Source organism: Pseudomonas alkylphenolica (assembly GCF_000746525.1).
Taxonomy (GTDB): domain Bacteria; phylum Pseudomonadota; class Gammaproteobacteria; order Pseudomonadales; family Pseudomonadaceae; genus Aquipseudomonas; species Aquipseudomonas alkylphenolica.
Window position 1 is genome coordinate 3,422,780 of the sequence record NZ_CP009048.1, and the last position, 22,781, is coordinate 3,445,560.

Here is a 22,781-nt window from a genome sequence, read left to right on the forward strand (position 1 = left end):
CCCGGGTCGGTCCGCGCCGACCTGGGAATGCAATAACCCAGTCGTTTTACAGTCGTAAGGAATACATAGTGAATACTCGCCTAACCCTTATCAGTGTGGCGACACTGAGCCTGCTCTCCCCGCTTGCAGACGCCGCGAGCATCACAGGAGCGGTCGGTGTCACCGGCCAGGGTGACATGACCTTCCGCGCAGGACTGGAACAGGCATGGGACAAAAGCTGGTGGCAAACCGATACCGGCCATCTCAGTGGCTACTGGGATGGCGCCTATACCTACTGGGAAGGTGGAGACGAAGCATCTGGCGCTCACTCGCTATCGTTCAGTCCAGTCTTCATCTATGAGTTTTCCGGCTGGCGCTATGCTCCCTATATCGAAGTGGGCGTGGGTGTCGCCCTCTTTTCGAAAACCGATGTCGGCGAGCAGAAGCTTGGCTCCTCGTTCAACTTCGAAGACCGCATTGGTGTCGGCTTGAAACTTTCCGACGAACAGAAAGTGGGGATCCGCGCCATCCACTACTCCAACGCGGGCATTAAGCAACCCAACGATGGTATCGAGTCGTACTCACTGTTCTACACCCACAGCTTCTAACCCCATGAACGCAACGGCTAGGGCGGCTGCCTCAGGTCTTGCCCGATGACAACTGCCAAGCCATCCACAGTATCTATAGGTCATATATTGACCATTGATTTCAAATATACCAAGTGCTTCGCTAAGTTAAGTCATACGTAAATGACTCTTCCCAAGGAGATCGAGCATGACAGCACAACGCGTACTCGTAACAGCCGGCGCCGGCGGCATTGGCCGCGCCATCGTCAAGGCATTCATGGACAAGGGCGCCAGCGTCTTTGCCTGTGACATCGACACTGATGGCCTGGCCAAGCTGGAAGCGGAACTCCCAGGCGTTCACACCGCCCGCTGCGATATCTCCGACCTCGCTGACATCGAGAAGATGGTCAAAGAAGCGGTGAACGTACTCGGCGGCCTGGACGTATTGGTCAACAATGCAGGCATCGCCGGCCCTACCGCTCCGGTTGACCAACTGGACCCGGCCGAATGGGGCAAAGTGGTTCAGGTCAACCTCAACGGAACCTTCGCCGTGACCCATTTCGCTATTCCCCACCTCAAGCAATCGCCTGCGGCCTCGATCATCAACATGTCCTCCGTTTCGGGCCGCTTCGGCTACCCAAACCGCAGCGCATATTCCACCACCAAGTGGGGTCTGATCGGCTTCACCAAGACCCTGTCGATCGAGTTGGGCGCCTTCAATATTCGCGTCAACGCCATCCTCCCCGGTGCCGTCGACGGGCCGCGCTTCCAGAAGGTCCTCGAAGGCCGCGCCATGGTCAGCGGCAAGAACGTCGAAGAAGAAACCGTCCAAGCCCTGGCTTCGCAGTCGATCAAACATCTGGTCAACCCAGCCCACATCGCTGACCTTGCAGTGTTCATCGCCTCAGACAGCGGCCAGTCAATTTCCGGGCAGATGCTGCCGATCGACTGCGACATGCAGCACGCTTGAGAGGAGAGAAGCACATGAGCGAAAAACTGCGCGACCAACTGGTAGGTGCCTGGAAACTGCACTCGTACGTGGAAATTCCAGTAGATGGCTCCGAGCCTTTCTACCCAATGGGTGAAAAGCCCATGGGCATCATCATGTACACCCCCGACGGCTACATGTCTGCCCAGCTCATGAAGCCAGGCCGCGCGCCGTTCGCGGTCAACGACTTCTACGAAGGCACACTGGAAGAATACAAGGCCGCAGGCTCGACCTACATTGCCTACACCGGGCCGTTCAAGGTCAACGAGCAGAACCGCACCCTGACCCACAGCATGTTCATCTCGCTGTTCCCCAACTGGATGGGGCAAACCCAGCCACGCGTGGTCAGCATCGAAGGTGATGTGCTGACGCTGGGCACTGCCTCGCCCATCAGTTCCAAGGGCAAAACTGTCAATTCCAAGCTGGTCTGGCACCGCGCCCAGCCCGAGTGACACTTCCTTTCATCCAGGCTGCTTCGTTCTGAAGCAGCCTGATTCAATTCGATTGAGAACCCCATGACACATCGAATCGTTGTCGTAGGCGGTGGCGCCGGTGGTCTTGAGCTGGTGACCCGCCTCGGTCGAACCCTGGGCAAAAAGCGCAAGGCGCAGATCACCCTGGTCGACGCACACCTGACACACATCTGGAAACCGCTGCTGCACGAGGTGGCGACAGGCTCGCTCAACAGCACGGATAATGAACTCAACTATATTGCCCAGGCCAAGTGGAACCACTTCGAGTTCCAGATCGGCCGGCTTGTTGGGCTGGATCGGGCCAACAAGTGCATCCACTTGGCCGCCACGCTGGATGAGCTTGGCAACGAGCTGGTGCCCGCCCGGGCCCTGACCTACGACACCTTGGTCATCGCTATCGGTAGCGTGACCAACGACTTTGGCACTCTTGGCGCGGCGGAACACTGCATTTTCCTCGACGCCCCCAAACAGGCACTGAACCTGCACCGCCAGTTGCTCAGCCAATACCTGAGCGCCCATGCCCGGCAGGAGAGCGATAGCCAGATGAACATCGCCATTGTTGGCGCTGGCGCCACAGGTGTAGAGCTGGCAGCGGAACTGCACCATGCGGCCGAAGAGCTCGCAGCCTATGGCCTCAACAGCATCGCCCCGCAGAACATGCAGATCAACCTGATCGAAGCGGGCCCACGCGTGCTCCCTGCCCTGCCTGAACGCATCGGGACGGCCGTGCTGCACGAACTGGAAAAACTCGGCGTAAAGGTTCATACCCGCTCAGCGGTCAGCGAGATTACTGCCGATGGCATGCTCACCGCCAACGGCGATTTCATCCCCGCCACCTTGAAGGTCTGGGCTGCCGGTATCCGCGCACCGAGTTTCCTCAAGGACCTCGACGGACTGGAAACCAACCGTATCGACCAATTGGTCGTGCAGCGCAACCTGCAGACTACGCGCGACGAAAACATCTTCGCCCTGGGCGATTGCGCCGCTTGCCCGATGGGCGACGACAGTGGCAAGAATGTCCCACCCCGCGCCCAGACCGCGCACCAGCAGGCCTCCCTGCTCGCCGTGTCATTGAAGCACCGGCTCGAAGGCAAGCCGCTAGCCGACTACCAGTACCAGGACTATGGCTCGCTGGTATCGCTGGCCAAATACAGTGCCGTAGGCAACCTCATGGGCAGTGTGCTGGGGAGTGTCAAGGTCGAAGGCTGGCTGGCACGCATGTTCTACGTGTCACTGTACCGTATGCACCAGGTGGCACTTTACGGTCTGTTCAGGACCGGCCTTCTGATGATCAACGACCGCATTGGCCGTCGCACCAACCCTCGCATGAAGCTTCACTGAACTCAGGCGCCTTCCGCGTTGTTGCTTGAACCATGGCCGGCAGACTTGCGGACTGCCGCGCCCTCTAGGCGACTACCTGTAACTGCGCAGCAACGTAATCTGTCAATCCAATAACAATGAGGTAAGCCCTATGACGTCGAACCGGTGGATAAACATTACTGCCGCCGTTCTGGTTCTGCTTTGCACGGGTTCGATCTATGCATTCAGCGTGTTTTCCGGCCCCTTGGCCGTTGCACGCGGCTGGACGCCAGAGCAAGTGGCCCTGGCCTTCACCATCAGCACTGCGGTGTGTCCGGTACCCATGATCATTGCCGGCAAGTTCGTCGACCGCGGGTATGCGCGCAGTTCGATGCTACTCGGCGGTGCCGCTTTTGGCCTGGCCTTCATCCTGATGAGCCATTTTTCCTCGCTGACAGCGCTTTACCTGGGTTACGGCGTATTGGGCGGGGTGGGTATCTCGTTCGCCTATGCCGGTGCACTGGGCAATGCCACCCGCTACTTCCCCGACAAGCGCGGCATGGCCACTGGCCTGGTGACCGCGGGCAACGGCGCCGCGGCCCTGCTGACCGCGCCTTTGCTCAACATGCTGATCAACCAGTACGGCGTCCTCTCGGCGCTCAACACCACCGGCCTGGTGTTCATCGCCATTGCCGTGTTGTGCGGCATGGTCTGCCGCTCGGCGCCCAACGACTACCGCCCTGCGGGTTGGACGCCCAGCACATCCCACGACCAAGCCGACCATAGCCTGAACTGGCAGGCGATGATGAAAAGCCCGGTCTTCTACTTGATGGTCACCCTGATGGCCTCCGGCGCACTGTCAGGCTTGATGATTGCGGCCAACGTCTCGCCCATCGGCCAGTACATGTTCGCCCTCAGTGCCAGCACCGCAGCGCTCTATGTCGGCCTGTACGCCGCCAGCAACGCCGCAGGACGTTTCATCTGGGGTGCGGTGTCCGATCGCATCGGCGGTGCCAACGCGCTGATTGTCATCTTCCTGTTGATCGCCTCGATGCTCATGTTGCTGGCCAGCAGCACCACGACCACTGGTTTCGCCGTTGCCATCTGCGGCATTGGCATTGCCTTCGGTGGCGTGATGGGGGTATTCCCTTCACTGGTGTCTCAGCGCTTTGGCGCGCGCTATTTTGGCGTCAACTACGGCATCATGTTCTGCGGTTACGCCATTGCAGCGGCCATCGGGCCGCAGTTGGCGGTCTCCATGGCGGCGGCAAACGGTGGCGACTTCAGCCAGGCGTTCTACATTGCCATCATCATCTGCCTGGTCGGTGCGGCGCTGGCCGTGCTGCTCAGCCGCAGCTTGCTGCAATGGAGGTGCGCACAGGCCCAGGGCTAGACAATCGCCCGTCATCTCTGCAAAGGTGCCCGATCCGCCGATCGGACACCTTTTTCATTTGAACCACACTTTGGGAGCTGCCATGGAACTGAGCGATATCGACCTCAACCTTCTGCTCTCGCTCGATGTACTGCTGCAGGAATGCAACGTCACCCACGCCGCCCTGCGCATGAACATCAGCCAACCAGCATTGTCGGCGCAACTGGCCAGGCTACGCGTCGCATTCGATGACCCCCTGTTGTTACCCGCCGAAAAAGGCCGCGGCATGACCCCCACCGCCATGGGGCTTTCGTTGAAGGAGCCATTGGCACTGGCGCTCAGTACTCTGCGCCAGGTTGTGCGCTTTCAACCCAGCTTCGACCCGGCAACGGACGAGCGCAGCTTTCATATCGCCGCCAGCGACAATGCAATGGTTGCCCTAGGCCTGCCGCTGCTCGAGCGTCTCAACGGGTTTTCGCCTAATAGCCTGCGTTTCATCTTCAGCCGTCCGCAAACCGAACAAGTCGCCGCGCAATTCGAAAGAGGAGAGATAGATTTGCTGATCGACGACGCAAGGCTGGTTCCCGAAGGCCTCAAAAGCCGCCCTCTGACCCGTGATCGCTTTCTCATGGCGCAGCGCAAAGGGCATCCGCGTGGTAACGGTGCCTTGGACCTCGATGGATACTGCGCGCTGCAGCATGTACTGGTGTCAAACGAGTCGAACAACTTGCTCGGCTACATGGATGAACATCTCTCGGTTCTGCAGCGCAGCCGGCAGCTGGCAGTGACGCTGCCGCAGCTGACATTGGTGTCGCGAGTGCTCCGCAATAGCGATCTTGTCTGCACATTACCGGCGTCACTGTTGGCGCCATTCGCCGACGATCTGGATGTGTTCGAACTGCCGTTTGCCGCCCCGGATTTTGCGCTCAACCTGGCCTGGCACCCCCGCAATCACTTTGATCCGGGCGTCACCTGGCTCAGGGAGCTGATCTGGCAGACCACGAACGATCAACTATTGTTCGGCATGTGAGGCAGGTCGAAGAGTCGATCAAAGCTGATGTTCAATTGCAGACCGAGCACCAGAGTATTGTCGATGCTGTGGGCAGAGGTTGGCGTGTAGCGGGATTGAAGGTGTACTGGATGTTCGGCATCACGGTCACACCGGGCGCTACATGGATGCCGTAGTTCAGCTCGATGATTTCCTCGTGCGAGGACACACGGGTACTACCGCCGCCAACTTGGCGCATACCCGTGAGGAAGTCCACTTCCTTGTCGCTGAAGCCGATATGCGAGACCGCTAAACCAATGGTGTCCTGGTCACGCCCGCGAAACGTGCCGGTCTTGACCAATCCAGCTTTGGTCGTATAACGCAGCCTTTACTGGGGGATGCAGCGGAAATCTTGGACTACCTGGAGGTAGTTCATGTATTCATACGAAGACCGTATCCGACAAGCATGCAGTTGGGAATCTGGGACATTAGCGGAATGAGGAAGCGTGCAACAGCGTGAAATTGAAACGACTGCAAGCTACGAACAGGGATGAAGGTCTCAATGTTGCCGCTGATGCTGAATTGCCCCAACTACCGAAATTTTACTGACCCAAGCTTCTGCCTCGAAAAGCATTATCAGTGCTGGCTTTGAGTTGATTGCTGCTGGGTCAGCGTTGCGCCGGCCTAAGGGGATGCGGACTGGGGAGGGTCGGTTGGTGGGGTATGCGAGCGAGGAAAAGAGCCAGCTCATTGCCAGAGCCAAGGCAGAATAGCTTTTCGGTTCCATGAGCCTCATAAATTTGCGCCAACCATTGCACCCCAACCCCCGAACCGGTGAAAGCTACCTCAGTCTCATCTGTAGTCACAGTGCGCTCCACGATTTCGTGGCGCGCATTTCAGTTGACTTATATGGTGGTGGCACCATAATCGCCATCCTGCGTTGCTACGCCGAGAAGAAGGATGGTTATTGGATTGCCACCTGCCCGCAATTTACCCTGGCCGCTCAAGGTGACACCTTTGAGGAGGCCAAGGAAAAGCTCGAAAGACAGATTAAGCCCTACGTGGTAGAAGCTCTCACTGTCGACAAGGAGCATGCAGCAGATCTGCTTGGTCGGCGAGCACCTCTATCTATGCGGTTAGGCTATGAAGTTAAAGCGTTCTTCTGGTCGCTCGCTCAGCGTCGTAGCGCCAAGAAGAAAATCAGATTCTTCAACGAGCCTACGCTTCAGTACGTTTGCTAAGGATTGTGAATGGGCTTTGGGCGACACCGCCCTCTCAACTACAGAGAGGTCACTGCGGTACTGAAAAAGCTTGGATTTCGATTCAGGAATCAGGAAGGAAGCCGTGAACAAACGACGGAAACCCGTTCCGTAAGGTGACCGTGGAGAAGCCCAAAGCCCCATTTCACGGCGACTTAATCAAATACATGTGCCTGCAAGCGGGCGTTAGCAAGAAAAAGTTCTAAAAGCTGGTTGATTGATCTGAATCACGACCAGAGAAGCCCGCCTCGACGGGCTTTTTCATGCCTGTCATCCTTTTGTAACACCACTCCAGCACTATGACTGAGCCAAAGGGATTTGGCCCCGTCTACAGAAGGTTCTGCTGGCTAGGATTCTTTCGCTAATGCGCCCTACGTCGACAATGGCGAGCTCGAACAGCGCTAGCAATCAATCTAAGCATTCTCTCGCTACCTGACGAAGCTTGTCGCCTGAAAGAAAGCTTCCTTTATAAAACGTAGCACGGCTGCCATCGTGGTATTCGACGACTTCCAATACTTCATCGGAGGTCACGGCGCTGGGTGCTGTTATCCGATAACCATTGGTGATCGACTTTTGCCAAGCATGCGGAGCTACTGCTAGCCATTTCGGTAGCACGCACGCCGCGTACTCCTCAGGCGTTTTGTCCGTCAGTTTGCTGCCAGTAGGATTTCCTGGTGATGCACAGCCAATAAGGCTCGCAGCCAGTGTGGAGCAAATCAGAATCCGAAAATTAGGCATATGCAGTTGACCAATGTGAGCTCTGCATATTTTACCAGTCATCGCCAGGAGCCACTAATCAACGAACGTAGTACGCCTGCTCATGATGAGCAATTAAGGCTCCAGTAGTCGCCCTGCAATTTATGCGATGACGGATCAGTGCTCTGCGTGGAAAAGCAGCCCTCCATGAGCCTAATGCTGTTCACTTAAGCGGAGCAGCCTTACGGTCTACTGGAAATCGGGGTTTTGAGATCTTCACCGTCCTTGGCCTCGAAGGCCTTGGACGGTGATCCAGAAACAATCCTCCGATACCTGCCCTTAACTCTGCCAATCGTCTCCCTGTGGCTGAAATCGGGTTGGCCGCTGCCATCACAATCAATTGCACCGCGATGTACTGACAAGCCGGTTTGAAACGGATGTCTGAGGGCGCTCGGCCAAACGCCACCGCTGCCTGACTGGCTTCCCGACGAATTACGTTGTAAGCCAGCAAAAGTCCCCACACCTCCTGATAAATCAGCTCGACTTTTTTACTGCGCAAGGTCATGGCGTTCTGTTGCATCGAACTCTTGATGTCCCTGAAGCCCAGCTCGATCTCCCAGCGTTCCTGATAAAGCTTGGCAACGGCCTTGGTGGTGTAGGTCTCGGCCGGCAAGGACGTCATGACGGTCTTCACTTTGCCTTGAATTTCATAGCTGACTTCGCGTACTTCCCAGTGCGATGGAAGCGTCGGATTTCGCTTTCTGGCCTGCGGCGAGACTTTCATACGCACCAAACGGTCGTGCTGGCTGTAACGGACCACCTCCTCACAGACCAGTCCTTTTTTTGCCGGGATCAACCAATGACGGTGGGTGCCCGAACTGCTCAGACTCGACAGCAGCTCGGCGCCCCAGAACCCTTTGTCGAACAGCGTCACCGAATGGTCGGGAATCTGCTGCAAAAACTCGTCGGCCAAGCGCATTTCACTGCGTCGGTAAGGGCTCATTTGAGCATCCAGGATCACGTGCGAACGCACATTCATTGGCGCTACCAGGCGCAGCATCGGAAACGGTGTCTGGCGTTCGCTCAGAGTATTTCCCGACCCGAAGTGATCTCGCAGCTCGGGCGTATCCGGGGTGCGCAAAAGCGCACCGTCCACCGCGAAGACCTGCAGTTCATGCCAGGCATCATCGTCATAACGCTCTGCACCCCATTGGTTGCCGGACTTGCGGAATAACCACTCAACAGGATCGGCGCCGAGCCGTTTACGAGCTTCGGTTACACCACTGCGGGCCAGCAAGTGGTCTGAGGCCAGGCCTTGGGAGCAGATGTTCAAACGTCTGGCCACCTCGTGAACCGGCTCGTCACGAAATAAGGCCATGCCGAGCACCAGCCAAAGCACTTGATCAGCGGGCAGGCGCCGTCGGCGAATGGTCGCCTGACTCGACAAATCCAGTGCAGACGCGACCCATTCAATGGGAATGTTTTGGGTGAAAGTGCTCAGGTCGCAGAAGTTGAAAAGGTCGCCGAGGTCGAGCAGGTCCTGTTGAACAGACATAAAAAATCCGATGCCAGTGGTCTGGCATCGGATTTTCTAGGAAGCCCGCCGTGAGCTCAAATGCTTAAGTGAACAGCATTACCCACTGGCCGGCACTGTAGCCATCGGGATCGAACAGCTTCTCCTTGCGTGTGCTATGACGGTGGACATACAAAATTTTGTGGCGAATGGCGATACCAATGAACGGGATATCTGGATAGCACTCACCGGTTGAGAAGTCGATTTTCAGGATCAGCTCTCTTTTGGGGGCGAATAGAGAAAACGGATATTTTCGTTCGCTAAGCGCTCTGTCTGTCTGAGGTCGTAGAGGTGGACGCCGTGGCGTCGGGCTTTCAGCCCATTTCTATTTGTTACACGCGCAACTCGTCCATACCCATCAACTGCTTTCGAGCCATCCACAGATTTGCCTTCCTCGCTCTCTCACCGTCTTCGGTGATCCCAACCCCACGAGCGCTGGAAACGGCCTGACAGATGCACAACGGATTGGCTGGCTCAGCCCCCCATGCGCTTGAACGTGTCATCCTTCTTGACGAAGTGATGAAACAGTGCAGCGCCGATGTGGCCGACCACCAGAATCACCAACAGCCAGGCCAGCGGCGAATGCAGGTTGCCGAGGCTGATCATCCAGTCGGTTTCCACGCCGGTCTTGGCGACCAGTTGTACCCCGAAGACCTTCAGCCCGTAGCCGTTGCCGAGCATCACTAGAACGCCGGTGATCGGCATCAGCAGCATGCAGGCATAGAGCAGGCCATGTCCGGCCTTAACTAGCAGAGCGGGCGACCCGACAGGCTGTGGGCGTTGTTGCCGTTGACCCAGCGCCCAGAGCAGGCGCAGCACAATCAGCACCAGCAACAGGCCGCCGAAGGATATATGCCAAGGCACGATGGTTTGACCGATCCAGTGCTCGCCGTCATCGATGCGGTCGCCCAGCTTGAAAAACTGCAACCCGATCAGCAGGGCCATCGTCCAATGCAGAAGACGGGTAATTCCGCCATACCGGTGCGCTGAGTCTTGCATGTTCTTCTCCTTGTTCTTGTAAAGGCGATCAAGACGCCTGCCGGTTCCAGACAAAATCGGGCAGTGGCTTGGAGTCCATGCGTTGCAAATGATCGCCGACAACCGTTTGCAAGTGTTGGATCTGTTCCTCCTCGGCGGCTTGCAAACGGACGTGCAGTCCGCCTTCCAACGCCTTGAGCAAGCAGTGTCCAATGTTAAGTTCTATCTCGCCCTGCTGTTCGTCGCAGATGACCGAAAACTTGTGGCTCCAGTGCTTGCACAGACGCGTAATCAGTCGTTGTGGATTGTCAGTGGCTATCTGAGCAGTAGAAACAAACATGATGAATCTCCTGTTAATCAGCCCTCGCCGGCTACTGCGCGGTAAGGGCAACGGTCAGTCAGGCAATGCTTTCGACGATGCCACCCTCGACGCGCAAGGCCGAACCCGTAGTCGCACTGGCCTGGGGCGAGGCGGCATAGACGCAGAGGTTGGCCACTTCCTCGGGGCTGGCAAAGCGACGAATCAGGCTCGACGGGCGATTCTCGGCGAGGAACAACGCTTCCATTTCCGTCGCAGACACGCCACGCTCGCGCGCCATGTTGTCGATGAAGGCGATAGCGCCCTCGGTACGGGTTGGTCCTGGCAGGATGGTGTTGACGGTCACGCCGCTACCGGCCAGGACCTTAGCCAGGCCACGCGACAAGCCCTGCAAGGCCGCTTTGCTGACACCGTAATGGACCATTTCGCTGGGTATGTTCAACGCAGACTCGCTGGAAATGAACTGAATCCGTCCCCAGCCGCGCTCTTGCATGCCTTGGGCATAGTGACGCGCCAAACGCACGCCGCTCATTACGTTGACCTGGAAGATTTCCTCCCAGTCCGCATCGCTGATGTCAAAGAATGCCTTGACGCCGTAGATGCCCAGATCGTTGACCAGGATGTCTGCCTGTGGCTCGGCATCGATCAGCGCCTGGCAGCCCACAGCGGTGCCTAGATCGGCGACTAGGCCGCGTGCCTGCGCACCGGCTTGGGTAGCCTGCAACTGGGCCAGGGCCGCATCGACGCGGTCCTGCTGGCGGCCGCAGATAACTAAGGTAGCGCCGGCATCGGCCAGCCCCTTGGCAATGGCCAGGCCGATACCGCCCGTGGAACCGGTGACGATGGCGGTCTTGCCGGAAAGATTGATGATCATGTTCTACCTCCTGAGAGAATTAGCCGAAACGGAAGGCCGACAGCGTGGTTTCCATCACCCGGTCGGTAAAGATGCATTGGCCAGCGCTCTCGCCCGCCGCACCGGCGACCAGCATCAGCGGCAGCAGATGTTCCTCGGCGCGCGGTGGATGGCACAGCCGCGCTGAAGGTGCCTGCACCCAATCGGCCAAGGCCTGCTCGCGTTGCTGCGGTATGGATTCGACAGCCTGTACCAGCCAGCGGTCGAACTCCTCGGAGATCGGCCCGAAACGTGGGTCGCCATAGCCGCGCATGTTGTGGAAGCTCATGCCGCTGCCGACGATCAGCACGCCGTCGTCGCGCAACGCTGCCAGCGCACGACCGGCATCCAGGTGTGCCTGCGGGTCCAGGTCGTGGCGCAACGACAGTTGCACCACCGGAATGTCGGCGTCAGGGAACATTAGCATCAGTGGAATGAACATACCGTGATCGAAGCCGCGCAGCGGATTTTCCTGTGCCGGCTGTTGCGCCTGGCCGAGCAGCCCGGCGATGCGTGCCGCCAGTTGCGGTTCACCAGGAGCCGGATAGCGCAGCTCGTACGTATGCTCTGGAAAGCCGTGGTAGTCGTAGATCAACTCCGGCTGCGGGCCGCTGGTTACGCTGAATACCGGATCCAGCCAGTGGGCCGAGACCAGCACGATCGCCGTAGGGCGCGCGGGCAAGGTATTGGCCACGTTCTTCAGGAACTCCGCCATATGGTTCCAGGCGGTGGGCGGATTCCAGTCCATAAAGAAGCAAGGGCCCGCACCATGGGGCACGAACAGGGTCGGCATACGGGTATTGCTGATAGCGGTCATGGGCACTCTCCGCACGTTTTAATTGACTGCATGGAGTATCGCTTGAATAATTTATATAGATAACCCACCAAATACTGCCTTCACTTCCTACTCGCAGAGTGAGATAACATGCTCGATCGCGTAACTGGCATGCGTATCTTCGCTCGTGCCGTCAGTGCCGGCAGCCTGTCCGCTGCGGGCCGGTACCTGGGCATGTCGTCGGCGATGGCCACTAAGCATGTCGATGCTCTGGAGGCGCACCTGGGAGTCAAACTGCTGCACCGTACCACACGCCACCTGAGCCTGACCGAGGCTGGCAGTGATTACTTGGAGCTTGCCTGCGCATCCTGCCGGAGATCGATGAAGCCGAAGCCAGCGCCACCTCGCAACGGGTCGATGCCCGCGGACTGCTGCGCATGAACATGCCGCTGTCATTCGGCAGCCGTTTCATTGCGCCGTTGCTGCCAGCCTTCAGACACCGGCATCCGGCGCTCAAGATCGAACTGGGGCTGACCGACAGCGTGGTGGACTTGCTTGACGGCGGCTGGGACCTGGCGATCCGCATCGGTCAGTTGACCGACAGTCCGCTGCAGGCCCGCAAGCTCGGTGATTGTGCGTAGGTCGTCTGCGCCGCGCCCAGTTATCTCGACCAACGCGGCGTACCCCGGCGGGTGGCCGACTTGGCCCAGCACAATTGCCTGGCCTACACCCTGTCGTCCTGGGCCGGGGGTAAGGAATGGGCCTTCGGTCGCGACGGTAGTGTGCGCGTGACGATCAACGGTGATCTTGCCGCCAATAATGGCGACGCCCTGCTGGCCGCCGCTGTGGGCGGACAGGGGTTAATCTACCAACCGGATTTCATCGTCTCGGACGCTCTCAAGCGCGGTGAACCGGTCGCCCTACAACTTGATCATCCGACCTATGCCTTGGGCGGCATCTACGCCGTCTACTCGCCAGATCGCCGTCCGCCGGCCAAGGGCCAAGGTGCGGGTGATGATTGATTACCTGGCCGAGGCGTTCACTCAGAACCCCTCATGGCAGAACGCCTGAACCTCTCGGACTGCTGGATCGACATCCTTGGTGTTGTCCCCACTCCGCCAGCGGGGAGCTCGACCCAACTAACTGTAACCCTCAACGCCCTGCCACGAGCGAGGCCGTCCTACGTAACCTGCAAAGACGTTTGATCAGCTGCATCGAACGCCAACACCGGCATCAGGAGTGGCTGGGGCTTCTCAAAAAGATCAATCGCGAAACGCCCAAGCATCTTCAGCTGCATCTGTTCATGGACAATTACGCCACGCCCAAGCCCCCAAAAGTGAAGACTTGGCTTGAGAAGCACAAGAGCGTCCACATGCATTTCACTCCGGCCTCCAGCCAGTGGATGAACATGATTGAACGCTTCTTTCACAACACCACGGTGGATTTTCGCAGGGGTAGCTCCAACTCTGATCGCGAATTGGATAGCTCGACTGCCACGTTCCGGGCACTGCGAAATGCGCTGCCACCCGCTATGCCTGGAATGCGAAGGGAGACGATATCGTGAACAAGATACAGCGAGCCCGTGGGGCAATGGCCTCACAGGCTTTATTTTCAAACAGCACACCAGGGGCTGTTGACGTTTCACATCGTTAGCCAGAGAAATCCGCAAGCCAGGGCTACCACGCTTTCGTAATTTCGTTTCAGCTTGTCATACCGAAACGCCACAGCCCGGTAATGTTTCAGACGCGCAAAGGCGTTCTCGACCACTTGCCGGTAGCGGTAGATACCCGGCATTGCCCTTGATCGAGTTGCGCTTTCTCGGGATCACCGAACGAGCGCCCTGAGCTTCGATTTGTTCGCGGATTCGCTCACTGTCATAGCCTTACCAGTAGCTGAAATGACGAGACTCTATGCGTCAAATAAGTCAGGCCCAAACACTTCGTAATGGATGTGCGTTTCGTCAACCCCAAGGTTCGTCAATACGTCATGTTGTATACACATGAAGGGAATTGGTCCACAGATGTAGTAATCAGCGTCTGGCAACAGAATGTCAACATTGATGTTGCTCAAGTCAATTTGGCCGAGGTGATCGTAGTCTTTTCCCTGAACATCAATGGGGAGGGGTTCATCATAAAAAACGATCAGCTTGAGATTGGAGTTGATCGCCGCTGCGTTGCGTAGTTTTTCTCTCATCGCCTGCACGGAACTGTTGCGCGCAGCATGGACAAAAACGACTTGGCGTTCTGGAGTCAGTAAAACCCTTTTCAACATGCTGATCATGGGAGTAACCCCCACGCCGCCGCTGATCAATACGACCGGCGTCGTTGCGTTGACATCGATGTAGAAATTGCCATAGGGGGCCGTCAGCTTGAGGTGGTCGTCGACCTTAATCTGAGTGTGCAGAAGGTTGGAAACATACCCTGCTGGTTTGTTGGCGCCTACGTCTTCACGTTTTACCGAAATGCGATAGGTGCGTCCGTTGGGCGCGTCGGACAGACTGTATTGACGGATCTGCTGAAGGCAAAGCGCAGGCACATGAACGGCAACGCTGGTGTACTGGCCAGGTTCAAAATTAATCACGGGTTGGCCGTCAACTGGCTCCAGGACGAAGGAAGTGATCACGTCACTTTCCTGATTCTTTTCCCGAACGACGAACTCGCGCCAACCACTCCAACCGCCGAGTGCTTCAGCGGTATGTTCGGTCAGTTCGCTTTCCATGCCCATGAGCAAATCGGCCAGACTCCCATAAGCCTGTGCCCAGGCGGAAATGATCTCGTCCGTGGCGGCCTCTTTCAAAACGTCCTTAATGGCCCATAACAAATGCTCACCCACAATGGGGTATTGCTCGGGACGCACGCCAAGGCTGGCATGCTTACCCGCAATACCCCGGAGTACCGCTGTTAGGCTCTGCGGATTTTCGATGTTCGCCGCGTAGGCGTACACGGCCCGTGCCAATGCTTCTTGCTGCTGACCCTACTGTTGGTGAGCCATGTTGAACAGGTTCTTTAGCTCTGGATGAGCCAGAAACAAATGCTCGTAGAAGCGCTTAACAATGGCAGATCCATGCTCGGCAAGCACTGGAGCGGTAGTTTTAACGATATCTTTCGTTTTCTGAGTGAGCATCACATTTTCTCCCAGATGAATGAACGATAGAGCCTTCATCTTAGATCCAATAACCGGCTGGTGTTGGTGTTGGGCTGGCTCGAAACGTCAACAGCCCATAGCAGCATGCTGCTTGTGACTTGGCAGATCGTTGGCCAGAACTCGACGGTTCTATAAGGTTATTGTCACCCCCGGCCTTCGCCCAGGGGTAGCAGGGGCGTGAGGCCACTGGAGAGGGTTCGATCCGGTCAGCAATTTGCGCCCGTCGCCGTTGATGTCATGGCACCAGGCGTCGTCGACCATCTGCTGGAACACGCGCATGAACTGAAGCCCATCCATCACTCACCTCGACGCGGAGAGTGATGGATGAGGGGCTTCAGCCTTCGCCCATGCCTTCAGCCGGCTTCGTTGTCACGGTGCTGGTGCGCACCTTCTCTTCGATACGTCGCCCGACATTGGCGTCGGCGTTTTTCCAATAGTCGAAGGCGCACTCCAGCACGGGGCTGCGCACACCGCCAAGCAGGCTACCCGCGACCTGATCGACCAGCGCTTCCCGCTGTGCGTCGTTGAACACCTCGCGCACCAGGATACCAGGCTGGCCGAAGTCGTCGTCCTCGGCGTGCAGCGTGGAGGCACTGCGCACCATCGCGCCGTCGGCTTCCCAGCCATCTTCCGCCGGGCCGGTGGTGTCGGCCCATGGCCGTCCGTCGCTGTGGGTACGTATACGGGCGCGCTGCCGCTGTGCTCGTAGGCCATCTGGCCGTCAAACTGATAAGTGTTCACCGGAACCTTGGGCTGGTTGTCTGGCAACTGATGGAAGTTGGTGCCGATGCGATTGCGCTGCGCGTCGTTGTAGGCGAACGCGCGGCCCAGCAGCATCTTGTCGGGTGACAGGCCGATGCCCCGCATCGTGTTGCCCGGCGAGAACGCGGCCTGCTCGATCTGGGCGAAGAAGTTCTCCGGGTTGCGGTTCAGGGGGAGCCCGCAGAATTCGGAAAAAATCGTACGCTAAGCTCTGAATCCCAGTCTGGGGAGTAGCGGAACAGGAAATGCACTTAAGCCAACTCCCTGTTTCGTGACCTGTGGGCATGATTAGGCCAGTGGGTTCTGAAAAGGGCAGCTCAGAAAACGGAAAATAAAGCACTCTAAGGCGTAAGTAAGCGTGCTCTTGTTAAAGCCAAAGCTAGAACTAACTGCATAGAACGCATCGAGGCATTTTCTATGTTTAATAAGCGGGTTTCGTTATCGAATTTCGATTATTGTGATTCAACCTGACGCAAATCATGAAGGCGAAAGCATGACCACCCCCCCTCCCAATGACAGCAGACCATGGTCGGTCTTTCTTATTTTTCTGCGACTTGGATTGACCTCTTTCGGCGGCCCCATCGCGCATTTGGGCTATTTCCGCGCCGAATTCGTCACACGGCGGCGCTGGCTCTCTGAACGGAGCTATGCTGACTTGGTCGCGCTTTGTCAGTTCTTGCCAGGGCCTGCAAGCAGCCAGGTCGGCATAGCGGTAGGACTGTCTCGGGCTGGATACGGCGGGGCGCTGGCTGCTTGGGCTGGCTTCACGCTGCCGTCTGCCATAGCCTTGATCCTTTTCGCGCTCGGCATCTCCAGCTATGGCGATTACGTCTCGCAGGGCGCGTTGCATGGATTAAAAGTGGTTGCTGTTGCCGTGGTCGCTCAAGCGGTATGGGGCATGGCGCGCAACCTATGCACGGATGGGTTGCGAGTCACCATCATGGCAATTGCTACCTGTGTCGTTTTACTTGTGCCGTCCGCATGGGGGCAGGTCGGCGTAATTGCTATCGCAGGCATCGCAGGCCGGTTATTGTTCAAGCCAGCGCAAATTATTGAGCACGGCCCACTACCTATCACGGTCAGTCATCGGGCGGGCGCGTTCTGGCTCTCGCTGTTCTTTGTCTTGCTGATTGGTCTGCCGGTGTTGGCCAAACTAATGCCAAGTCAAACCATGGAAATGGTGGATTCCTTCTATCGTGTCGGATCACTGGTGTTCGGCGGTGGTCACGTTGTGCTGCCATTGCTGCAAGCCGAAGTCGTGCCCTCAGGCTGGGTGAGCAATGAATCCTTCCTCGCCGGGTACGGGGCAGCTCAAGCGGTACCCGGCCCCTTGTTCACATTCGCCGCGTTCCTTGGTGCCTCGATGAACACGGCCCCGTCGGGCTGGATCGGTGGCCTTGTGTGCCTACTGGCTATCTTCGCACCCTCGTTCTTACTGGTCGTCGGGGCAATGCCATTTTGGGAGCGCCTGCGCCGCAATACGGGCACCCAAGCCGCGCTGGCCGGGATCAATGCCGCTGTAGTTGGCCTGCTGCTCGCAGCCCTCTATCACCCTGTATGGACTAGCGCAATTTTTCAGCCGCAAGACTTCGGCTTGGCATTAATCGCCCTTGTCGCACTTATGTTCTGGAAGCTCCCGCCGTGGCTGGTTGTCGTCAGCAGCGGTGCAGCGGGGTGGCTGTTGAGTGTCGCGCTGTGAGGCACGAAAAATGACTGACCAAGACCTCTACGGCGGTTTGATCCGCCTGCACATCCTTCACCATGCAGCCGAGGAACCCGTCTTTGGACTGGGGATCATCGAAGAGCTACGCCGTCACGGCTACGAGATGAGTGCCGGCACGGTGTACCCGATGCTGCACGGCCTGGAAAAAAAAGACTATCTGACCTCACGTCACGAACGCACGGGGCGACGTGAACGGCGTGTTTATGTAATTACTGAACAGGGCAGAACTGCACTTGCTGATGCGAAAACAAAGGTCAAGGAGCTGTTCGGGGAGTTGATAGAAGGAGATTGAGCTTTTTACATGTCAGGTTGAGCTATACCCTAACTGGATGTCAGGCAAGGCCGCACCGCGTGTCATTTTCAGAAGACGACTGCACCAATTGACGGGGCGTAACGCCAGATGTGCAGGCGACTCCTGACAACGCAATATCAGAAGTCATCTGCACCAATCTCGACTATGCTCAATACTCGTGTGCACCAAAGCGAGGTGTGAGCATGGCGTCAGACACATCATTGATTGCCGAGCAAGGCGTGGCCACCCTGCCCGATGCGGCTTGGGCGCAGGCCCGGCAACGGGCGGAAATCATCGGGCCGCTGGCAGCGCTTGATGTGGTCGGGCATGAAGCCGCCGATGCCGCTGCTCACGCGCTTGGCCTGTCCAGGCGGCAGGTGTATGTCCTAATCCGCCGTGCCCGGCAAGGTGCTGGGCTTGTGACGGACCTGGCTCGCAGCCGATCCGGCGGCGGAAAAGGCAAGGGACGCTTGCCGGAATCAGTTGAGCGCATCATCCGCGAGTTGCTGCAAAAGCGCTTCCTGACCAAGCAGAAGCGTAGCCTGGCAGCGTTCCACCGCGAGGTCGCGCAGGCTTGCAAAGCGCAAAAGCTGCGGGCGCCGGCGCGCAACACCGTGGCTCTGCGGATCGCCGGCCTCGATCCGCTCAAGGCCACTCGCCGCCGGGAAGGTCAGGATGCGTCCCGCAGCCTGCAAGGTGTCGGTGGTGAGCCTCCCGCCGTGACCGCGCCACTGGAACAAGTGCAGATTGATCACACGGTCATCGACTTGATCGTGGTGGACGAGCGCGACCGGCAACCGATTGGCCGTCCGTATCTGACCATCGCCATCGACGTGTTTACCCGCTGCGTGCTCGGCATGGTCGTCACGCTGGAAGCGCCGTCATCTGTTTCGGTCGGCCTGTGCCTTGTGCATGTCGCCTGCGACAAGCGTCCCTGGCTGGAGGGTCTGAACATAGAAATGGAGTGGCCGATGAGCGGCAAGCCCAGGCTGCTCTACCTGGACAACGCGGCCGAGTTCAAGAGCGAAGCGCTACGCCGAGGCTGCGAGCAGCATGGCATCCGGCTTGACTATCGCCCGCTCGGGCAGCCGCACTACGGCGGCATCGTGGAACGGATCATCGGCACGGCGATGCAGATGATCCACGACGAATTGCCAGGGACGACCTTCTCCAACCCTGACCAGCGCGGCGACTACGATTCCGAAAACAAGGCCGCCCTGACGCTGCGTGAGCTGGAGCGCTGGCTCACATTGGCGGTCGGCACCTACCACGGCTCCGTGCACAACGGCCTGCTCCAGCCGCCGGCAGCGCGCTGGGCCGAAGCTATCGCGCGGACCGGCGTGCCAACCGTCATCACTCGCACCACGGCTTTTCTGGTCGATTTTCTGCCCATCATCCGCCGCACGCTGACCCGCACCGGCTTCGTCATCGACCACATCCATTACTACGCCGATGCGCTCAAGCCGTGGATAGCTCGGCGCGACCGCTTGCCTGCGTTCCTGATCCGGCGCGACCCGCGCGACATCAGCCGCATTTGGGTGCTGGAGCCGGAGGGGCAGCACTATCTGGAAATTCCATACCGCACCTTGTCGCACCCGGCTGTCACCCTCTGGGAACAACGACAGGCGCTGGCGAAATTGCGGCAGCAAGGGCGCGAACAGGTGGATGAGTCGGCGCTGTTTCGCATGATCGGCCAGATGCGCGAAATCGTGTCCACCGCGCAGAAAGCTACGCGCAAGGCGCGGCGCGACGCGGATCGACGCCAGCATCTCAAGGCAACGGCAGTTCTTTTCAAAACCACGCCACCACCGGACGCGGACATGGCTGACCCGCAGGCAGACAACCAGCCACCTGCCAAACCGTTCGACCAGATTGAGGAGTGGTAGCCGTGGAAGAATATCCCATCATCGACTTGTCCCACCTGATGCCGGTGGCCCAGGGCTTGGCCCGTCTTCCGGCGGACGAACGCATCCATCGCCTTCGCGCTGACCGCTGGATCGGCTATCCGCGAGCAGTCGAGGCGCTGAATCGGCTGGAAGCCCTGTATGCGTGGCCGAACAAACAACGCATGCCCAACCTGCTGTTGGTCGGTCCAACCAACAACGGCAAGTCGATGATCGTCGAGAAATTCCGCCGCACCCATCCGGCCAGCTCCGACGCCGACCAGGAGCACATCCCAGTGTTGGTTGTGCAGATGCCGTCCGAGCCGTCGGTGATCCGCTTCTACATCGCGCTACTTGCCGCGATGGGCGCGCCATTGCGCCCGCGCCCACGGCTGCCGGAAATGGAGCAATTGGCGCTGGCACTGCTGCGCAAGGTCGGCGTGCGCATGCTGGTGATCGACGAGTTGCACAACGTCCTGGCCGGCAACAGCGTCAACCGCCGGGAATTCCTCAATCTGTTGCGTTTCCTCGGCAACGAGCTGCGCATCCCGCTGGTCGGGGTCGGCACACGCGATGCCTACTTGGCGATCCGCTCGGACGACCAGTTGGAAAACCGCTTCGAGCCGATGATGCTGCCGGTGTGGGAGGCCAACGACGATTGCTGCTCACTGCTGGCCAGCTTCGCGGCTTCACTCCCGCTGCGGCGACCCTCGTCGATTGCCACGCTGGATATGGCCCGCTACCTGCTCACGCGCAGCGAGGGCACCATCGGCGAGCTGGCGCACCTGTTGATGGCGGCGGCCGTCGCTGCCGTGGAGAGCGGTGAGGAAGCGATCAACCATCGCACGCTCAGCATGGCCGATTACACCGGTCCCAGCGAGCGGCGGCGGCAATTCGAGCGGGAACTGATGTGAAGCCAGCGCCACACTGGCCACTGCATCCGGCTCCCAGGGAAGGCGAAGCCTTGTCTTCGTGGCTCAACCGCGTGGCCCTTTGCTATCACATGGAGGTGTCCGAGCTGCTGGAGCACGATCTTGGTCACGGCCAGGTTGATGACCTGGACACCGCGCCACCACTGGCGCTGCTGGCGATGCTCTCCCAGCGGAGCGGCATCGAGCCGGACCGGCTGCGTTGCATGAGTTTCGCCGGCTGGGTGCCTTGGCTACTGGACAGCCTTGATGATCAGATTCCAGACGCATTGGAAACCTATGCGTTCCAGCTCTCGGTGCTGCTGCCGAAACTCCGCCGTAGGACGCGATCCATCACGAGCTGGCGTGCCTGGCTGCCCAGCCAGCCGATACATCGCGCCTGCCCGCTCTGTCTGAACGACCCGGCAAACCAAGCCGTACTGCTTGCATGGAAGCTGCCCCTGATGCTGAGCTGCCCGCTGCATGGCTGCTGGCTGGAATCCTATTGGGGCGTGCCTGGGCGGTTTCTCGGCTGGGAGAACGCCGACACTGCGCCGCGCACCGCCAGCGACGCGATTGCGGTGATGGACCGGCGCACCTGGCAGGCACTGACGACCGGCCATGTGGAGCTGCCGCGCCGACGCATCCACGCTGGATTGTGGTTTCGGCTACTACGCACGCTGCTCGATGAGCTGAACACCCCGCTTTCGACGTGCGGAACCTGCGCGGGGTATCTCCGCCAAGTCTGGGAAGGCTGCGGGCATCCGCTGCGTGCTGGGCAAAGTCTGTGGCGACCGTATGAAACCCTGAACCCGGCAGTACGGTTGCAGATGCTGGAGGCGGCGGCAACGGCAATCAGCTTGATTGAGGTGAGGGATATAAGCCCGCCGGGCGAGCATGCAAAGCTGTTCTGGTCCGAACCCCAAACCGGTTTCACCAGTGGCCTGTCGGCGAAAACGCCGAAGCCCGAACCCGTCGATCACTGGCAACGGGCGGTCCAGGCTATCAATGAGGCGATCATTGAAGCGCGGCACAACCCCGAGACGGCTCGCTCGCTGTTCGCGTTGGCTTCCTATGGTCGGCGCGACCCCGCTTCCCAGGAACAGTTGCGCGCCACCTTTGCAAAGGAAGGCATCCCTCCGGAATTTCTGTCACATTACGAGCCTGATGGACCCTTTGCATGTCTTAGATAGAGTGACGGGTTAAGTGACAAATTTTGACGACCAGAACTTTCCGGCGCACACTGTCACATAATCGAACGTATATGTGACAGGTACGACATGCTGATAGGCTACATGCGGGTATCGAAGGCGGACGGCTCCCAGGCTACCGATTTGCAGCGCGACGCGCTGATTGCCGCCGGGGTCGATCCAGTACATCTTTACGAGGACCAGGCATCCGGCATGCGCGAGGATCGGCCCGGCTTGACGAGCTGCCTGAAGGCGTTGCGAACTGGCGACACACTGGTCGTGTGGAAACTGGATCGGCTCGGACGCGACCTGCGACATCTCATCAACACCGTGCACGACCTGACTGGGCGCGGCATCGGCTTGAAGGTATTAACCGGGCACGGCGCGGCCATCGACACCACGACCGCCGCCGGCAAGCTGGTCTTTGGCATCTTCGCCGCCCTGGCCGAGTTCGAGCGCGAGTTGATCGCGGAGCGCACGATTGCCGGCCTAGCCTCGGCCCGCGCGCGCGGGCGGAAAGGCGGCCGGCCGTTCAAGATGACCGCCGCCAAGCTGCGGCTGGCGATGGCGGCAATGGGTCAGCCAGAGACCAAGGTCGGCGACCTGTGCCAGGAACTTGGCGTCACGCGGCAGACCCTGTATCGGCATGTTTCACCCAAGGGTGAGCTACGTCCAGATGGCGAGAAGCTACTCAGCCGAATTTGATGCCGGCATGAGGCAAC

The 22,781-nt window shown here is 58.7% G+C and carries 22 protein-coding genes and 5 pseudogenes; 15 read left to right on the forward strand and 12 right to left on the reverse strand.

From position 1 onward, the window contains the following. The first annotated feature begins 68 nt into the window (after positions 1-68). The 6 genes from PSAKL28_RS15580 (at position 69) to PSAKL28_RS15605 (ending at position 5,707) form a co-directional block, all read left to right on the forward strand. Positions 69-587, forward strand: coding sequence for an acyloxyacyl hydrolase (locus PSAKL28_RS15580; protein ID WP_038612165.1), 519 nt, complete (start codon positions 69-71; stop codon positions 585-587). A gap of 166 nt (positions 588-753) precedes the next feature. After that, the gene (locus PSAKL28_RS15585; protein WP_038612167.1) at positions 754-1,515 is read left to right on the forward strand and encodes an SDR family oxidoreductase; all 762 of its coding nucleotides are present in this window, start codon (positions 754-756) and stop codon (positions 1,513-1,515) included. 14 nt (positions 1,516-1,529) lie between these two features. Next, positions 1,530-1,985, forward strand: a complete 456-nt coding sequence (locus tag PSAKL28_RS15590) for a lipocalin-like domain-containing protein (RefSeq protein ID WP_038612170.1) — start codon at positions 1,530-1,532, stop codon at positions 1,983-1,985. Between the two features lie 63 nt (positions 1,986-2,048). Further along, positions 2,049-3,347, forward strand: coding sequence for an NAD(P)/FAD-dependent oxidoreductase (locus tag PSAKL28_RS15595; protein WP_038612172.1), 1,299 nt, complete (start codon positions 2,049-2,051; stop codon positions 3,345-3,347). 130 nt (positions 3,348-3,477) lie between these two features. Beyond that, the gene (locus tag PSAKL28_RS15600) at positions 3,478-4,698 is read left to right on the forward strand and encodes an L-lactate MFS transporter (RefSeq protein WP_038612175.1); all 1,221 of its coding nucleotides are present in this window, start codon (positions 3,478-3,480) and stop codon (positions 4,696-4,698) included. A gap of 25 nt (positions 4,699-4,723) precedes the next feature. After that, positions 4,724-5,707 carry a LysR family transcriptional regulator gene (locus tag PSAKL28_RS15605; RefSeq protein WP_218918485.1) on the forward strand — a complete coding sequence of 328 codons (984 nt, stop codon included), beginning with the start codon at positions 4,724-4,726 and terminating at the stop codon, positions 5,705-5,707. Between the two features lie 31 nt (positions 5,708-5,738). On the opposite strand, the gene PSAKL28_RS15610 is transcribed toward PSAKL28_RS15605, so the two are convergent. After that, positions 5,739-6,050, reverse strand: a complete 312-nt coding sequence (locus PSAKL28_RS15610) for a carbohydrate porin (RefSeq protein ID WP_084589125.1) — start codon at positions 6,048-6,050, stop codon at positions 5,739-5,741. 415 nt (positions 6,051-6,465) lie between these two features. On the opposite strand from PSAKL28_RS15610, the gene PSAKL28_RS26550 reads away from it, so the two are divergent. Further along, positions 6,466-6,906, forward strand: coding sequence for a type II toxin-antitoxin system HicB family antitoxin (locus PSAKL28_RS26550; protein WP_157687041.1), 441 nt, complete (start codon positions 6,466-6,468; stop codon positions 6,904-6,906). 426 nt (positions 6,907-7,332) lie between these two features. Here the strand turns inward: PSAKL28_RS26550 and PSAKL28_RS28245 are convergent, their stop codons facing one another. The 6 genes from PSAKL28_RS28245 to PSAKL28_RS15640 form a co-directional block, all read right to left on the reverse strand. Next, complete coding sequence (locus PSAKL28_RS28245) at positions 7,333-7,662, reverse strand: hypothetical protein (RefSeq protein ID WP_075226638.1); 330 nt, start codon at positions 7,660-7,662, stop codon at positions 7,333-7,335. Between the two features lie 181 nt (positions 7,663-7,843). Continuing rightward, complete coding sequence (locus PSAKL28_RS15620) at positions 7,844-9,175, reverse strand: IS4 family transposase (protein WP_075226550.1); 1,332 nt, start codon at positions 9,173-9,175, stop codon at positions 7,844-7,846. Positions 9,176-9,667: 492 nt separating this feature from the next. Next, complete coding sequence (locus PSAKL28_RS15625) at positions 9,668-10,192, reverse strand: cytochrome b (RefSeq protein ID WP_038612183.1); 525 nt, start codon at positions 10,190-10,192, stop codon at positions 9,668-9,670. 28 nt (positions 10,193-10,220) lie between these two features. Next, positions 10,221-10,511 (reverse strand): DUF2218 domain-containing protein, encoded by a 291-nt coding sequence (locus tag PSAKL28_RS15630; RefSeq protein ID WP_051939415.1) that lies wholly within the window; start codon positions 10,509-10,511, stop codon positions 10,221-10,223. 58 nt (positions 10,512-10,569) lie between these two features. Continuing rightward, complete coding sequence (locus PSAKL28_RS15635) at positions 10,570-11,364, reverse strand: SDR family NAD(P)-dependent oxidoreductase (protein ID WP_038612186.1); 795 nt, start codon at positions 11,362-11,364, stop codon at positions 10,570-10,572. Between the two features lie 19 nt (positions 11,365-11,383). Further along, complete coding sequence (locus PSAKL28_RS15640) at positions 11,384-12,199, reverse strand: DODA-type extradiol aromatic ring-opening family dioxygenase (RefSeq protein ID WP_038612189.1); 816 nt, start codon at positions 12,197-12,199, stop codon at positions 11,384-11,386. A 108-nt stretch (positions 12,200-12,307) separates the two neighbouring features. Here PSAKL28_RS15640 and PSAKL28_RS15645 point away from each other — a divergent pair. Together PSAKL28_RS15645 and PSAKL28_RS27060 are read left to right on the forward strand one after the other, a co-directional pair. Beyond that, positions 12,308-13,228, forward strand: a pseudogene (locus PSAKL28_RS15645) (LysR family transcriptional regulator). A gap of 118 nt (positions 13,229-13,346) precedes the next feature. Next, positions 13,347-13,810, forward strand: a pseudogene (locus PSAKL28_RS27060) (transposase); the annotation flags it as partial. Here the strand turns inward: PSAKL28_RS27060 and PSAKL28_RS27065 are convergent. The 5 genes and pseudogenes from PSAKL28_RS27065 to PSAKL28_RS28255 form a co-directional block, all read right to left on the reverse strand. Continuing rightward, a pseudogene (locus PSAKL28_RS27065) lies at positions 13,799-14,039 on the reverse strand (transposase); the annotation flags it as partial. The pseudogenes PSAKL28_RS27060 and PSAKL28_RS27065 sit on opposite strands and share 12 nt — an antisense overlap. 26 nt (positions 14,040-14,065) lie before the next feature. Next, positions 14,066-15,118: pseudogene (gene hmpA / locus PSAKL28_RS15655) on the reverse strand (NO-inducible flavohemoprotein); the annotation flags it as partial. Positions 15,119-15,130: 12 nt separating this feature from the next. Then, a complete protein-coding gene (locus tag PSAKL28_RS28030; RefSeq protein ID WP_218918487.1) occupies positions 15,131-15,319 on the reverse strand; it encodes a globin domain-containing protein in 189 nt (62 codons plus the stop codon). A 316-nt stretch (positions 15,320-15,635) separates the two neighbouring features. Then, on the reverse strand, positions 15,636-15,905 hold the full coding sequence (locus PSAKL28_RS28250) for a catalase-related domain-containing protein (protein WP_257011809.1): 270 nt from the start codon (positions 15,903-15,905) through the stop codon (positions 15,636-15,638). A 119-nt stretch (positions 15,906-16,024) separates the two neighbouring features. Next, positions 16,025-16,261 (reverse strand): annotated as a pseudogene (locus tag PSAKL28_RS28255) (catalase); the annotation flags it as partial. Positions 16,262-16,556: 295 nt separating this feature from the next. Between PSAKL28_RS28255 and chrA the strand changes: the two are divergent. The 6 genes from chrA (at position 16,557) to PSAKL28_RS15690 (ending at position 22,764) form a co-directional block, all read left to right on the forward strand. Continuing rightward, complete coding sequence (chrA, locus tag PSAKL28_RS15665; RefSeq protein ID WP_032495638.1) at positions 16,557-17,762, forward strand: chromate efflux transporter; 1,206 nt, start codon at positions 16,557-16,559, stop codon at positions 17,760-17,762. 10 nt (positions 17,763-17,772) lie between these two features. Next, the gene (locus tag PSAKL28_RS15670) at positions 17,773-18,078 is read left to right on the forward strand and encodes a PadR family transcriptional regulator (RefSeq protein ID WP_038612200.1); all 306 of its coding nucleotides are present in this window, start codon (positions 17,773-17,775) and stop codon (positions 18,076-18,078) included. Positions 18,079-18,281: 203 nt separating this feature from the next. Further along, positions 18,282-19,964, forward strand: coding sequence for a TnsB C-terminal domain-containing protein (locus tag PSAKL28_RS15675; protein WP_010791757.1), 1,683 nt, complete (start codon positions 18,282-18,284; stop codon positions 19,962-19,964). 2 nt (positions 19,965-19,966) lie between these two features. After that, positions 19,967-20,875, forward strand: coding sequence for a TniB family NTP-binding protein (locus tag PSAKL28_RS15680; RefSeq protein WP_038612208.1), 909 nt, complete (start codon positions 19,967-19,969; stop codon positions 20,873-20,875). Positions 20,876-20,925: 50 nt separating this feature from the next. Further along, positions 20,926-22,062: a TniQ family protein gene (locus PSAKL28_RS15685; protein ID WP_430308200.1), complete on the forward strand. Its 1,137-nt coding sequence runs from the start codon at positions 20,926-20,928 to the stop codon at positions 22,060-22,062. A gap of 87 nt (positions 22,063-22,149) precedes the next feature. Beyond that, positions 22,150-22,764 carry a recombinase family protein gene (locus PSAKL28_RS15690; RefSeq protein ID WP_000904941.1) on the forward strand — a complete coding sequence of 205 codons (615 nt, stop codon included), beginning with the start codon at positions 22,150-22,152 and terminating at the stop codon, positions 22,762-22,764. Positions 22,765-22,781 lie beyond the last annotated feature (17 nt).

What these genes read in the sequence shown, in the direction of transcription:
- PSAKL28_RS15585 (WP_038612167.1), top strand. Translation starts at nt 754, where the DNA reads ATGACAGCACAACGCGTACTCGTAACAGCCGGCGCCGGCGGCATTGGC.
- PSAKL28_RS15590 (WP_038612170.1), top strand. Translation starts at nt 1,530, where the DNA reads ATGAGCGAAAAACTGCGCGACCAACTGGTAGGTGCCTGGAAACTGCAC.
- PSAKL28_RS15595 (WP_038612172.1), top strand. Translation starts at nt 2,049, where the DNA reads ATGACACATCGAATCGTTGTCGTAGGCGGTGGCGCCGGTGGTCTTGAG.
- PSAKL28_RS15600 (WP_038612175.1), top strand. Translation starts at nt 3,478, where the DNA reads ATGACGTCGAACCGGTGGATAAACATTACTGCCGCCGTTCTGGTTCTG.
- PSAKL28_RS28245 (WP_075226638.1), bottom strand. Translation starts at nt 7,662, where the DNA reads ATGCCTAATTTTCGGATTCTGATTTGCTCCACACTGGCTGCGAGCCTT.
- PSAKL28_RS15620 (WP_075226550.1), bottom strand. Translation starts at nt 9,175, where the DNA reads ATGTCTGTTCAACAGGACCTGCTCGACCTCGGCGACCTTTTCAACTTC.
- PSAKL28_RS15625 (WP_038612183.1), bottom strand. Translation starts at nt 10,192, where the DNA reads ATGCAAGACTCAGCGCACCGGTATGGCGGAATTACCCGTCTTCTGCAT.
- PSAKL28_RS15630 (WP_051939415.1), bottom strand. Translation starts at nt 10,511, where the DNA reads ATGTTTGTTTCTACTGCTCAGATAGCCACTGACAATCCACAACGACTG.
- PSAKL28_RS15635 (WP_038612186.1), bottom strand. Translation starts at nt 11,364, where the DNA reads ATGATCATCAATCTTTCCGGCAAGACCGCCATCGTCACCGGTTCCACG.
- PSAKL28_RS15640 (WP_038612189.1), bottom strand. Translation starts at nt 12,199, where the DNA reads ATGACCGCTATCAGCAATACCCGTATGCCGACCCTGTTCGTGCCCCAT.
- PSAKL28_RS28030 (WP_218918487.1), bottom strand. Translation starts at nt 15,319, where the DNA reads ATGAAGGCTCTATCGTTCATTCATCTGGGAGAAAATGTGATGCTCACT.
- PSAKL28_RS28250 (WP_257011809.1), bottom strand. Translation starts at nt 15,905, where the DNA reads ATGGTGCGCAGTGCCTCCACGCTGCACGCCGAGGACGACGACTTCGGC.
- chrA (WP_032495638.1), top strand. Translation starts at nt 16,557, where the DNA reads ATGACCACCCCCCCTCCCAATGACAGCAGACCATGGTCGGTCTTTCTT.
- PSAKL28_RS15670 (WP_038612200.1), top strand. Translation starts at nt 17,773, where the DNA reads ATGACTGACCAAGACCTCTACGGCGGTTTGATCCGCCTGCACATCCTT.
- PSAKL28_RS15675 (WP_010791757.1), top strand. Translation starts at nt 18,282, where the DNA reads ATGGCGTCAGACACATCATTGATTGCCGAGCAAGGCGTGGCCACCCTG.
- PSAKL28_RS15690 (WP_000904941.1), top strand. Translation starts at nt 22,150, where the DNA reads ATGCTGATAGGCTACATGCGGGTATCGAAGGCGGACGGCTCCCAGGCT.